Source organism: Aestuariimicrobium soli, from assembly GCF_051192575.1.
Taxonomy (GTDB): domain Bacteria; phylum Actinomycetota; class Actinomycetes; order Propionibacteriales; family Propionibacteriaceae; genus Aestuariimicrobium; species Aestuariimicrobium soli.
This window is the reverse complement of the sequence record NZ_JBPJSQ010000007.1, coordinates 59,242-71,668: the sequence shown is the minus strand read 5'-3', so window position 1 is coordinate 71,668 and position 12,427 is coordinate 59,242. Positions and strand designations below refer to the sequence as shown.

13 protein-coding genes are annotated in these 12,427 nt (G+C 68.5%); 4 read left to right on the top strand and 9 right to left on the bottom strand.

Going from position 1 to position 12,427, the window contains the following annotated elements; translation table 11 throughout:
* From ACSDQ9_RS09725 to ACSDQ9_RS09705, 5 genes are read right to left on the bottom strand one after another with little or no spacing between them, the layout of a single operon-like run.
* Positions 1-1,353, bottom strand: a complete 1,353-nt coding sequence (locus ACSDQ9_RS09725; RefSeq protein ID WP_435146488.1) for a sulfatase family protein — start codon at positions 1,351-1,353, stop codon at positions 1-3.
* Between the two features lie 7 nt (positions 1,354-1,360).
* Complete coding sequence (locus tag ACSDQ9_RS09720; protein ID WP_435146486.1) at positions 1,361-2,386, bottom strand: LacI family DNA-binding transcriptional regulator; 1,026 nt, start codon at positions 2,384-2,386, stop codon at positions 1,361-1,363.
* 2 nt (positions 2,387-2,388) lie between these two features.
* A complete protein-coding gene (locus ACSDQ9_RS09715; protein ID WP_435146485.1) occupies positions 2,389-3,270 on the bottom strand; it encodes a carbohydrate ABC transporter permease in 882 nt (293 codons plus the stop codon).
* Positions 3,263-4,216, bottom strand: a complete 954-nt coding sequence (locus ACSDQ9_RS09710; RefSeq protein ID WP_435146483.1) for a carbohydrate ABC transporter permease — start codon at positions 4,214-4,216, stop codon at positions 3,263-3,265. The genes ACSDQ9_RS09715 and ACSDQ9_RS09710 overlap by 8 nt, the downstream gene beginning before the upstream one ends.
* Positions 4,217-4,221: 5 nt before the next feature.
* Positions 4,222-5,487, bottom strand: a complete 1,266-nt coding sequence (locus tag ACSDQ9_RS09705) for an ABC transporter substrate-binding protein (RefSeq protein WP_435146481.1) — start codon at positions 5,485-5,487, stop codon at positions 4,222-4,224.
* A 416-nt stretch (positions 5,488-5,903) separates the two neighbouring features.
* On the opposite strand from ACSDQ9_RS09705, the gene ACSDQ9_RS09700 reads away from it, so the two are divergent.
* Positions 5,904-6,635 carry an SDR family NAD(P)-dependent oxidoreductase gene (locus ACSDQ9_RS09700; protein WP_435146479.1) on the top strand — a complete coding sequence of 244 codons (732 nt, stop codon included), beginning with the start codon at positions 5,904-5,906 and terminating at the stop codon, positions 6,633-6,635.
* Between the two features lie 194 nt (positions 6,636-6,829).
* Here the strand turns inward: ACSDQ9_RS09700 and ACSDQ9_RS09695 are convergent, their stop codons facing one another.
* Both ACSDQ9_RS09695 and ACSDQ9_RS09690 read right to left on the bottom strand, forming a co-directional pair.
* A complete protein-coding gene (locus ACSDQ9_RS09695) occupies positions 6,830-7,537 on the bottom strand; it encodes a winged helix-turn-helix transcriptional regulator (protein WP_435146477.1) in 708 nt (235 codons plus the stop codon).
* Position 7,538: 1 nt separating this feature from the next.
* Positions 7,539-7,979, bottom strand: coding sequence for a VOC family protein (locus ACSDQ9_RS09690; RefSeq protein WP_435146475.1), 441 nt, complete (start codon positions 7,977-7,979; stop codon positions 7,539-7,541).
* Positions 7,980-8,214: 235 nt separating this feature from the next.
* Between ACSDQ9_RS09690 and ACSDQ9_RS09685 the strand changes: the two genes are divergently transcribed.
* Positions 8,215-8,373: a hypothetical protein gene (locus ACSDQ9_RS09685; RefSeq protein ID WP_435146473.1), complete on the top strand. Its 159-nt coding sequence runs from the start codon at positions 8,215-8,217 to the stop codon at positions 8,371-8,373.
* 30 nt (positions 8,374-8,403) lie between these two features.
* Here ACSDQ9_RS09685 and ACSDQ9_RS09680 read toward each other — a convergent pair whose 3' ends face one another.
* Positions 8,404-8,910, bottom strand: a complete 507-nt coding sequence (locus ACSDQ9_RS09680) for a DinB family protein (protein ID WP_435146472.1) — start codon at positions 8,908-8,910, stop codon at positions 8,404-8,406.
* Positions 8,911-8,955: 45 nt separating this feature from the next.
* Between ACSDQ9_RS09680 and ACSDQ9_RS09675 the strand changes: the two genes are divergently transcribed.
* Positions 8,956-10,803: an ATP-binding protein gene (locus tag ACSDQ9_RS09675; RefSeq protein WP_435146470.1), complete on the top strand. Its 1,848-nt coding sequence runs from the start codon at positions 8,956-8,958 to the stop codon at positions 10,801-10,803.
* A 212-nt stretch (positions 10,804-11,015) separates the two neighbouring features.
* Here ACSDQ9_RS09675 and ACSDQ9_RS09670 read toward each other — a convergent pair whose 3' ends face one another.
* Positions 11,016-11,843: a hypothetical protein gene (locus ACSDQ9_RS09670; protein WP_435146468.1), complete on the bottom strand. Its 828-nt coding sequence runs from the start codon at positions 11,841-11,843 to the stop codon at positions 11,016-11,018.
* A gap of 149 nt (positions 11,844-11,992) precedes the next feature.
* On the opposite strand from ACSDQ9_RS09670, the gene ACSDQ9_RS09665 reads away from it, so the two are divergent.
* Complete coding sequence (locus ACSDQ9_RS09665) at positions 11,993-12,424, top strand: peptidoglycan-binding domain-containing protein (RefSeq protein ID WP_435146466.1); 432 nt, start codon at positions 11,993-11,995, stop codon at positions 12,422-12,424.
* Positions 12,425-12,427 lie beyond the last annotated feature (3 nt).

Genomic DNA, 12,427 nt, shown 5'->3' with positions numbered 1-12,427 from the left:
TCAGCCCTCCGAACGGCTGGTCGGTTCAGGGCGGACGGCCCGTTCGCGCCACCCGGTCACCCGGGCATCGAACGTTGTCAGCGCCGGGGCCAGCCGCTGCCGTTGGGTGGGCTCGGAGGCGATCAGGTTGCGGGTCTCGGCCGGATCGTCGGCCAGACAGAAGAGGGCATCGGGCTCGGTGTCCTCGTCGGATCCCAGCCGGTCACGGGGTGCGGTGACCAGCTTCCAGTCTCCGTCGGAGACCGCCCGCTGGCCCTCGTACTCCCAGAACAACAGCCTCGGCTCGGGGGTGTCGGACTCAGCCGTCAGCAGCGGCAGCAGCGAGCGCCCGTCGAGCTCGTCCGCGGTGTCGACTCCCGCCGCCGACAGCAAGGTCGGGGTGACGTCACTCATCTGACAGCTGGCGTGCAGCGTCTGCCCGGCGGGGATGCGGGCGGGCCACGACCACAGCCCCGGCACCCGAATGCCGCCCTCGTACAGCGACCCCTTGTGGCCACGCAGTCCCCCGGTCGAACCGCCGGCGAAGGCGAGCTCGTCGCCGTTGAGCCAGTTGCGCGCCTCGGCCGAGGGTCCGTTGTCGGAGGAGAACATGATCACGGTATTGTCGCGCAGGCCCTCGCGCTCGAGGGTGGCCACCAACTCGCCGACCCCGTCGTCGACGGCGGCGATCATGGCGGCGATCATGCGCCGGTCATCGGGCAGGTGCCCGAAGCGGTCGACGTATTCCTGGGGTGCGTGCAGCGGGTAGTGCGGGGCGTTGTAGCTGACCATCAGGAAGAACGGATCGTCACCGCGTTCCTCGATCACCTGGCAGGCGGTCTCGGTGATCATGTGCGTGAGGTAGCGACCGTTGCGCCAGACCTCGTCGGACTGCTCCCACAGGTCGTGCACCGGCAGCGTGCGCCCCCAGTACATGATGTGGGAGTAGTAGTCGACGCAGCCGGCCAGGAAGCCGAAGAAGCGCTGGAACCCCGAGCGCAGCGGGTGCGACTCCTCGGTGGTGCCCAGGTGCCACTTGCCGACCAGCGACGTCCGGTAACCCGCCTCGGCCAACCGGGAGGCCAGCGTCGGCTGGGGCAGCAGCCCGTGCACCGACCCCCGGTCGGAACCCAGGATCGCGCCCACCCCGGCGTGGATGGGGTGACGACCGGTGAGCAGCGCCGCCCGCGAGGGCGAGCAGACCGGCGAGTTGGAGTACCAGCGGGCCATCACCGCGCCGGAGGCGGCCAGCGCGTCAAGGTGGGGGGTGGCCACGTCGGTGGCGCCGTTGAAGCCGACGTCACCGAACCCGAGGTCATCGGTGTAGATGACGATGATGTGGGGGCGGTCGGCGGCGGAGGACGAGGGGGTCATCGGGCTCTCAGTGGTTGGCGGGCTGGGGGTGGTCGGCGGGCTGGGGCAGGCTGGTGGTGGGCCGGTGTTCCGAGACGACGGTGTCGAGCACGGTCGTGGTGAACGGCTCGTCGGGGTGGCTCAGGCGGCGCACCATGGTGTCGGCGGCCCGCCGGGCGAGTTCGTGGAGGTCGCCGTGAATCACGGTGAGCGGCACGGGCACCAGTTCGGGCACGTCGATGTCTTCGTAACAACACACGTCGAGGCTGATCCCGACCGAGACCAGGTGCCGCAGCACCCCCACCAGCATGGGGATCACGGTGACCACCAGGGCGGTGGGCGGGTCGGGCAGGGCGAGCATGCGGGCCAGGGCCGGGCCTGAGGTGTGCCAGAACGTGTCGACGGCGATCAGGGCCTCGTCCGGTTCGACGCCGTGGTCGCGCAGGCCGTCGCGGTAGGCGGCGATGCGCCGCGAACCGGGGTCCTCGAGCACGTTGCCGCCGATGAACGCGATCCGCCGGTGCCCGGCCTGCCACAGCCGGTCGATCTGCTGCCGACCGGCGCCGTAGTAGTCGAAGGTGACCACGTCACCGTCCATCGCCGTCGGGTACCGCTCGACGAAGACGGTGGGCAGATCGGACGAACCCACCCGCCGCGCCGTGGTGGCGTCCCCCGAGGCGGACACCACGAACAGACCGTCGACCTGCCGGGCTGCCATGGCGGCCACCACCTGACGCTCCCGCTGCACGTCCTTCTGCGTGGTGGCGATCAGCAGGGTGCGGCCGTGCTCGAGGGCACGCTGGGTGAGCGAGTCGGCCAGACCCGAGAAGAAGGCCGACTGCAGGTCGTCGACGAGCAGGGCCCAGGTCATGCTCTGGCGCGACCGCAACGCCCGCGCCGAGACGTTGGTGACGTAGTTGAGTTGCTTCGCGGCGGCCTCGACGGCACGACGCCGGCCGGGGTCGACGCGGTCGGATCCGTTCAACACGCGCGAGACCGTGGCGGTGCTCACGCCCGCCAGGGCTGCCACGTCACGCAGGGTCGCTGGGGCCATCGTCACTCCTTCACACCGCCCACGGCCAGCCCACCGACCAACCGCTTCTGAGCGATGGCGAACAACACGATGGTGGGCACCGAAGCCAGAACCGAGGCTGCCATCACGAGGTCCCAGCGGGTGGTGAACTCGCCGAAGAAGTTGGCCAGCCCCACCTGCACGGTCTTGAGGTTGTCGTCGGTGACCAGCACGCGGGCGAACAGATACTCCTCCCAGGCCATGATGAACGTGTTGATCGCGACGGTGGCGATCCCCGGCCAGGCGACCGGGAGCACGACCCGGAACAGGGTGGCGAGAGTGCCGCACCCGTCGACGCGGGCGGCCTCGTCCAAACTCTTCGGGATCGTCTCGAAGAAGCCCATCATCAGGTACGTCGCGAACGGCAGGGTGATGGCCACGTAGGCGATGACCAGGCCCGCGAGGGTGTTGAGCAGGTGCACCTCGCTGAAGAACGAGTACAACGGCGTGATCAGGATCACGAACGGGAACAGGTGCACGGCGATGATGCTCACCATCACGAAACCGCGGCCGCGGAAGCGATAGCGCGACAACGCGTAGCCCGACATGCTCGAGAGCACCACGGCGATCACCATGGCGACCAGCGAGACCACCAGCGAGTTGCGAATGTAGGCCAGGAAGTTCGAGGCCGAGAAGAGCTCGACGTAATTGGCCAGCGTGGCCGTGCCCGGGTCGGGCAGCAGTCGATCGGGGTCGAACAGTTCGGCCGACGGGAAGAACGACGTCAGCACCATCCACAGGAAGGGGAAGGCGATCAGCACACAGATGATTGCGGTGACGACGAGGATCACCACGTCACCGACGCTGGTCCGGCGGCGACGCAGCGCCTGGTCGGCGACGGGTCGGGTGAGCGTGGCCTCAGTCATCGTTCCCCCTGAAAGTGACGTACAGATAGACGCCGGCGAACAGCACCATCACCGCGCTCATCAGCAGGCCGACGGCGGCGCCGGCACCCAACTGGTTGTCGATGAAGGCCGTGGTGAACAACTGCGTGGCCAGCACCTGGGTGTAGCTGCCAGGGCCTCCGCCGGTGGTCAACCAGACGTACACGAAGTTGTTGAACGAACCGATGGTGATCATCAGTGAGATGATCACGATCACCGGGCGCAGATTGGGCAGGGTCACGTACCAGAAGGTGCGCCAACCTGAGGCGCCGTCGATGGCGGCGGCCTCGTACTGATCGGTGTTGATGGCCTGCAGACCCGCCATGAACGCGATCACCACGAACGGCAGTTCACGCCACACCAGGATCGACACGATGCTGGGCCACACCGTCGAGGTCTGCGCCAGGAACGGGATGCCCTGGTCGATCAGGCCGGCATTGACCAGCAGCTTGTTGATCAGGCCTGATCGACCGTCGAGCAGCCATTTCCACGCGGCCACCGCCACCGTCGGCGGAATCATCCACGGCAACAGCACGATGGTGCGCGCCAGCCCGAGCACGCGCAGCCGCCGCAGTACCGAGGCCTGCAGCAGCATCGCCAGGGCCAGGCCGAACACGATGCGGAGCACCACCGTGGTGAGGGTGAGCCAGACGACGGTGTTTCGTCCGTTCACCCACGTCTGGGGTGAACCCAGCACGGCGCGGAAGTTGTCGAGTCCCACGAAGGTGCCGTCGCCAAGGGCGTCGTAGGGCGTCACCTTGTGCAGGCTCAGCCACAGGTTGTAGAGGCCGGGCAGCACGAACAGCACAGCCAACAGGGTCAGCGTCGGGGCGAGCAGGGCGTAAGGCGCCAGGGGTTGACGCCGACGCCGGGCCGCCGGGCGCCGATCCGATCGGACGAGGGGTGGGGACGCGGTGACCTGAGTCATCCAGCTCAGCCCTTGATGGCCTGGGCGATGTCGTTCACGAGGGCCTGGGCGGCCTTGTCGCTGGTCTGCTGGCCCGAGTAGACCGAGCCGAAGGCCGCGCAGGAGAGCTTCTGCAGGGTGGCCACCGGCACCGGACCCTTGATGTAGCGGGCGAAGGAGCGCGAGTGCGGCAGCTGCTGCTGGTAGCCCTCTTCACCGGCATTGACCTTCATGTCGCTCAGCACGGTGGTGGCCGCCGGGAACTGCGGGATCGTCTCGAACGCCTTCGCCGACGACAGGAACTTGATGAACTCCCAGGCCTCCTCCGGGTGCTTGCTGGAGGCATTGATGCCCAGGGATCGTCCGCCCAGGTGGGTGGCACCATCGGTCAGCCCATCGGGCATGACCGCCGAAACCACCTTGTCGGAGGTCTGTCGGGCGTTGCGGAGGGTCTGCGGGGCCATCATCGTCATGGCGGTGTCGCCCTTGCCGATGCTGGAGATGATCTGCGGATCATTGGCCGACTCGACGGCCATCATCGACTTCGGCGTGGCGCCACTGGTGAAGAACGAGTTGAAGTAGTCCATGGCGCTCTTGAACTGGTCGGCGGTGGCCCCGGGCGCCCAGGCGTCGCCATCCTGCTCGATCAGGCTGAAGCCCTTCGACCACATGTAGTAGTTGAGGGCGAACCACTGGCCGGCGACAGGGCTGCTGGCGCCCGCGAAGGCGAAGCCGGTCTTGCCCTGACCGCCGATGGTGGCGGCGGTCTGCTGCAGTTCCTCCCAAGTGGTGGGCGCCTTGGCGCCGCCCATCGCATCGGGGTTGTAGGTCATGGCGAAGGTGTCCACGGTCCACGGCAACGCCCAGGTCTGGTCGTCGAAGACGTTCATGTCGAGGGCCAGGAACTTGTCGAGCGGGGTGTCGAGCGCTGACTTGTCGATCAGGTCGCCGATCGGCTTGAGGATCTTCGGCTTGGCAAGGTCTTTCACCGACACGTAACCGAGCTGGACGATGTCGGGGCCCGACCCGCTGTTGGCCTCGCGGGCGAACTGCTGGGCCGTGTCGGCCCCGCTGAGGGTCTCCATCTTGATCTGGATCTTCGGGTTGGCGGTGTTCCACGCGTCGACGGCCTTCTGAAGGCCGGCGATCTCGGTGGGCGGGTCGAACTGACGGAAGGTGAGGTTGACGGTTCCTCCGGAGCTTCCGGTGGACGAGGAACCGCAGCCGGCGGCGGTGACGGCGGTGGTCGCCGCCGCGGCTGCCAGGGATGAGAGAAAGAGTCGACGCTTCATGTCCACTTCCTTGTGAGAGAGCTGCGCGGGTTCGGTGGGTGGGTGCGGCGAGGTGGTGTTGTGCTGTCGCCAGCACCTGACGCTACGTGAGAACGATTTCACGGTCAATGGATTTGGTGAGGATTTTCACGCTCAGAGATGCCCGTGACAGCTCGTGTAATCGGTGTCAAACTCGCGCGCGGGTGGGGCTGGGTGGCGGCAGGATTCGGGGCGGTGCTGGGGTTCGGGGGGCTGGGGTGGCGGCGCCGCAGGTGCGCCGGCCGGTGGCGGGAGGCGGCCGTTCGGGACGGTTCCACCAAGCGGGGCATGCTCGCAGCGGTTCGGGGCTGGAATTGTCCAGCACCCCCCTCGTGGCTGCCCCAATTGGCGCAGCCCTCCCCGACCGTGACCACGATGAGGCGACGAAAGGGCGGACGATGGCGCGAGTGCTGGTGACGGGATCGGCGGAGGGACTGGGGCACGGGGCTGCGGCAGCCCTGCTCGACCAGGGACACCAGGTGGTGGTGCACGTGCGAACGCCCGGGCGAAGGCCCGCGGTCGCCGATCTGGTGGGCCGGGGCGCCGCCGTGGCGGTGGGCGATCTGGCCCACCGTCACGAGGTGACGTCGGTGGCCGATCAGGTGAACACCCTCGGGAGGTGCGATGCCGTGATCCACAACGCTGGCGTGGGCGACGGCCGCACGGTGCTCGCTGTCAACGTGGTGGCCCCGTACCTGCTGACAGCGCTCATGGATCGTCCCTCGCGACTGGTGTACCTCAGCAGCGACATGCACGCCGGCGGACGGGCACGGCTCGACGGCATCGACTGGGCGCAGCCACAGGGCTCGACCTACTCCGACAGCAAGCTGTTCGTGACAACGCTGGCCGCAGCGGTGGCCCGACGGTGGCCACAGGTGGTGTCGTCGGCGGTGGACCCGGGTTGGGTGCCGACGCGCATGGGCGGCCCGAGCGCCCCGGACGACCTCGTGGAGGGCCATGTCACGCAGGTCTGGTTGGCCACCTCGGACGACCCCGCCGCTCTGGAATCGGGGCAGTTCTGGCACCACCGACGGGTGGCGCGCCCGCACCGGTCTGTGGGTGACGTGCAGTTCCAGAACGGGTTGCTGGCGTCGCTGGCGGAGTTCACCGGGGTGGAGCTGGGCCGGTGAGGCCTGGCGTCACCACCCCGGTCACGGCTCCCATTGGTCAAACTGCAGCAGCTGAGCCCGGGCGATCCGTGGTGTGGATCGATCGCCCTCAGCTGCTGCGATTTGACCACGTCGCGTCAGGTCGAAGGAGCGGCGATCTGTGCAGATTCCCTCGCGTGGCCCCCGAAGTGGCCGGCTGAAGGCAACAATCGCCGCTATTCAACGGAATCTGCACGGTCGATGCCGATGTGGAAGGTCTCGGCGAACTGCTCCAGCAGCGCCGACTCCCCCGACACCACCTCCCACACACCCTGCGCGAGGGCATCGTCCGCGGTCAGCTCGCCCGAGATCACACGGCGGATCCCCGGACCGGCCGCGATCACCACATCGGCCTCACCGGAGACCGAGGACGACCGGGCCGGGTCAACCGGTCGTCCGCTGTCAACCTGCACGACGGACAATCGGTCGCCCCGCACGATCGCGCGCAGCACCACCTCGCCGACGTGAAGCTCGTAGTCAGCCCGCGGACGTTCGGCGGCGACCGCTGACTGGAAGGCCGTCCGCAGCGCCATCGTCAGGGAGTCGGGCGTGACCACGTCGTCGTCCCCTGGGTCACCCATCGACCGGAACCCCCACCGCCCCAGAGCGAGCACGACGGGCTCGAGCTCACGCCCGTAGTCGGTGAGCTCGTAGACCAGTCCGCACCGGGGCAGCGGCACCCGCCTGACCACGCCGGAGTCCTGCAGCTCCTTGAGCCTGGTCGACAGGATGTTGGTGGGGATCTTGGGCAGCCCCTGCTTCAGATCGGTGTAACGACGAGGGCCGACGAGCAGGTCGCGGACGATGAGCAGGGCCCACCGCTCGCCGATCAGCTCGACGGCCGTCGTCACGCCGCAGTACTGCCCGTAGCTGCGGGCTGCCATGTCAGACGGTCGCCCCCTGCTCGGCCAGGTAGGCCTCGGGGCCCTGCTCGACCGCCGCGGGCTCCATGAACAGGAAGTCGATGCCGTTGCCATCGGGGTCCTCGATGGCCCGCGAGTACATGAAGCCGTAGTCCTTGGCCTCGTTGAGTTCGGTTCCTCCGGCCGCGATGCCGGCTTCCACCGCCTGGTCGACGGCGGCCCGCGACTCACGGCTGAGCGACAGCAGGGCCATGGAGTGCGTCTTCGGGTCGCACACCTCCTTGTCGGTGAAGGTAGCGAAGAACTCGCGGGTCAGCACCATGAAGAAGACGTTCTCGTCCCACACGATGCAGGCGCCGTTCTCGTCGGTGAAGGTCGGATTGATGGTCGCTCCGAGCGAGGTGTAGAAGGACTTGGCCCGCTCGAGGTCGTTGGTGGGGATGTTCACGAAGATGTGCGTCATTGCCGTGCTCCTGGTGGTGGTGGGTCCTGCAGAGCCGATCGGCCACGCAGGGATCATCTGTTCCTAGCTTGCGAAAAACAAGCCAGCTTGTCAATAGCAAGCAGTTTGTGGACAGGTGGGCGAGTCCCGATGATTTGTCCACAGGTTGGCCCGACCCCCTCGCGCACCGACCCCTCGCCGTGAGAGTTTCGAGGCTCGTGGCGGCAGCGGTCGCCTCCGATCCCGAGGGGTCCGAGTGAGAGTTCGGACGATCGCCTGCGCCGCGCTGGTGGCGGGCCTGATGTCGGCCTGCACCCCGTCGGGGCAGTCGACGAAGTCAGTCACCACCACATCATCCATGCCCCTACCGATCGGCGAGTTGCGGTCGGTGCTGGTCGCGGCGCCCGGTTCCTGAGCCAACGCGACCACACCAGCGCACCAACTCTCAGGCGTTGAACCCCACGCCACCGGTCAGTTGCTCCACCAGGATGTCCAGGTGCCCCGCGTGCCGGGCCGTCTCCTGCACCATGTGGCCGTAGATCCACCGCAGCGAGACGTCGCCCAGATGCGGGTTGTGGCCGACGGCGTCGAGCTCGAGCCCGGCCGTGATCGTCCGCGATTCGTCGACCGCCGCGAGGTACTCGTCCACCAGCACCGCGAGCCCCTCGTCGCCCACCCGGAACTGCCACTGCGGGTCGTCCGCACGCCAGGCCGGGCGCGGCTCGCCGGCCAGCGCCTCCACGAACCAGGCGTGCTCGACCCACCGAAGATGGCGGACGAGCCCGGCCACGCTCGTCCCCGACTCGACCACGGCCCGACCGGCCAGGTCGTCCGACAACCCCTCTACCTTGCGCACCACGACGGCGCGGTACATGTCGAGGAAGCCCTCGAGCAGGCTGCGCTCGTCGGAGTCACCAGGCGGTTCGGGCAGGGCAGGGGGTGTGGGCCTCATGGTCGAACCCTAGGTGACGCAGGCGCGCGGGAGTAGTCTTCCCACGTGTCCCCCCGCACGCTTCGGCAGGCTGCCGATGCAGCCGATGCCGCCCGTTTTGTCGGTCGCTCGGCCGAGTTGGCTGCCGTCAATGAGCTGCTCGAACCCACCACCCCCACGCGCCTGCTCTACGTGCACGGTCCGGGTGGCATCGGCAAGTCGACCCTGCTGCGTGAACTGGTCCGACACCTGCGCGATGGAGCCGGCCACAGCGTCGTGCACGTCTCGGCGCGCGACCTCGCCTCCGACCCGGAACGGGCCGCCGACGATCTGATCGCCGCAGCACCGTCGAGGCGCAACGGCGAACTGGTGTGCTTCGTGATCGATGACGCCGACTCCCTGGACAACCCGGACCGGAAGCGCCCCCAGCTCAACACCCTGCTCGACCGCCTGCGTGACCGCCTGCTCGATCGACTCGACGACTCCTCCCGGCTGATCGTCGCCGGTCGCCGTGCGCCGGGGCCCTCGTGGCGTCAGCACGGGCTCGACGCCATCACGATCGACCTCCCGCTCCCTGTCCTCAACGACGACGAGGCTCGACAGCTGCTGCGCGACCGGCAGGTCGACGAGTCCCGCCTCGACACGCTCGTCGAGTGGGCCCAGGGCTCACCGTTGGCCCTCACGGTGGCCGCGAATGACGTCACCGGACGACCCCCGCTCCACGACCCCGCCGGCCTCGAACGGCGCCTGACCACGTGGCTGACGGGCGAACCCCTGCTTGACGCGCCCCCCGACCTGCTCGAGGTGGCGGCCCTGGCACGCGTCGTGGACGCCCGGCTGTTGGCCGCCGCGCTGCCCGGTCGCGGCACCCGCGACGGTCTGGCTCGCCTGGCCGCCCTCCCCGTGGTCGAGCGGGTGGGCGATGCCGTCGCGGTGCATGCGGTGTTGGCCGCGGCGATCCGTGCCCGCCTGCGCGCCACCGAACCCGAGCGCGAGAACGCGCTGGTGCGCAGGATCGCCGTGCACCTGGCGAACCGCGCGCGATTGGGCGACCTGGGAGCACTCCTGCGGCTCACCGAGTTGATCGAGAACCGGCAGGTGCGCGCCACCATCGGCCAGCACCCCGGCGACACCTTCCACGCCGACACTCCCACTCCCGGCGAACTCGAGGAGTTCGGACGAGCCGAAGGTTTCGCTCGGTCCACCGAGTGGCCGCAGGTACTGGCCTGGTTCGAGCGCTGGCCGAGCCAGGTGCGCGTGGTGCGCCGGGTCACGGGCGCGCCGGTGCAGTTGGGTTGCTACGTGCGCGTCTCAGACCTCACCCCGGGTGACCGGTTGTCCGACGGCCTGCTCGCGGCGGCCGCCGCGGTCGGGGTCGACCCGGCCCGAACGTTCGCTGGCGTCGTCCTCTTCGCCGACGTGGACGAGCACACGGCCCTGACGGCGACGCGGCTGGGATCGGGCGCCTTCATGCTGCAGCGCGGGGTGGGCGACCTGCAGACCATGCTGTTCCACTTCCCCACTCCGAACCGTGCCCCCGTCGTGCCCACCCCGCTGATGCACCCCACGCCGCCGGGCCTTCCGCTGCCGGTCGCGGTCAGCGACTTCCGCCCCTTGGGAGCCATCGGCACCGTCGAGGCGATGGTGCTCGCCGAGCGAGGCTTCCGACCCGAACGCGACCGCTCGAGCCTGCTCCTGACCGACACCGACCCCGCACGCATCGAGGCCCTGACGGCGGTGCTCGGCGAGGTCTTCTCCTCCAGCGAGAACGACCTGCGCATGCGCCGCGCGATCGAGTTGGTGCACCTCGGCCGCAGGCACTCCGAGCAACAGTGCCGAGAGACCCTTCACGTCAGTCGCCGGACCTGGTACCGACTGCTGCGCAGCGCCCGGGAACGCGTGCTGACTTCGTAAAACGTTGCGGTCGCCGGGCCGGAGTTCGTCCACACCCAGAAGAATTTCACGCGTGAATCTTCGGCACCGATGTGGCACTGAAACGGCGTTTTCTGCCAGCTAATCTCGGCAGTGGCCCACGAGGCCAGGGGGATGCAGCTCTGGGTGGTCTGCCCGGCACCACGACCATGTCGACACGGCGGGCAGATCACCCATGGAGCCAGCTGGTACCCTCACTCACCGACGGCGCGGGGGCGGCCTTCGTCCGACTCGATCGTTGTCTCGTCGGCCATTGTCTCGTTGAGGGTTGTCTCGTTGACGGTTGCCTCGTTGATGGGGGACTCGATCGCCTGGGTGTCGTTCGTGACCGGGATGCGGGGTGCCACGAGACCCGGAGCCGACAGGTCGATCGTGCGCACGGTGCGCGGCACCAGCGGCTTCGAGACATAGGTGGGCGTCGTCACCGGAATCGGGTCCCACAGCGAACCGGTCAGGGCGATCGGCCCGCTCAGTTCGACGCTGACCTCGTCACGGTCGGACGACGTCTCCCGCAGCTCCGCCGGCACCTGGAAGCTGATGGTGTCGTCCTCCCAGCCGGAGCGGATCAGATCGACCCGCTGGTCGAGGGTGCGCTGCAACGACACCACCGACCACCGCGCCACGGCGAGGAACGCGACCAGCACACCCCCGGGGATGGCGCAGGCCCACCAGGGCACCCGCGGCAGGGCCACCGGGAGAGCGGGCAGCACCAGCGGAAGCACAGCGGTGACGACCGTCAGCGCCACCAGCGTCAGGGTGACCCGTCGACGACGGATGGCGGCGGCCCGGTGTGACTGATTGACCTCGTACAGGGCGGCTCGCCGGGTCATGGGAGTGGAGACCTCACACTCGTCGGCATGCTCGTCGACCAGCACCCCGGCGCGACGAATCAGCGTCATCGACTCGGCGAAGGCCTCGGGTTCCTCCTCCTGGGCGCCCTCGGTGCGACGAGCGGCGAACCACGGAATCAGGTAGGCAAGACCGGCGATCACGATGATCGAGACGATGATGCCGGTACCCATGCGGAACACCGTACGGGTGACCCCTCAACCCTCGACCCAAGCTCGACGGTGTGTCGGGCAAACCCTTGACAGATTGCCGCAGGGGTGACCCCAGGGCGTGCTGAAGTGATGTCCGCACAACCAGCCGCACCCCTTCAGAAAGGTCTTCCGTGAAGAAGAAGCTCGCGTCCCTCGTCGTCGGCGCCGTCGCCGCCACCGGCGGTCTGCTGACCGCCACCGCCCCGCAGGCCCAGGCCCTGCCGATGTGCAACCAGGCCAACTGGGTGGCGGGAACGCTGCAGCCGACGTACTACGGATCGACCAACTGCGTGCTGATGCGAGGCGCCCAGGGTCAGGCGGTTCGGGCCCTGCAGTACATCCTGACCTGCGCCGTGGGCGACTTCCACCCGATTGACATCGACGGCAGCTTCGGCGACGACACCAAGTACGCGCTCATGGTGGCGCAGAACATGCTCGGCCTGCAGGCCGACGGCGTGTACGGGCCCCAGTCACGGGCGGCGTTGCCCAAGGTCTACGGCTATTCCGGCACCCCGGGACAGGGCACCTGGGGCGTCTCCTGTTCCTACCGTCTCTACCGCTGAGCG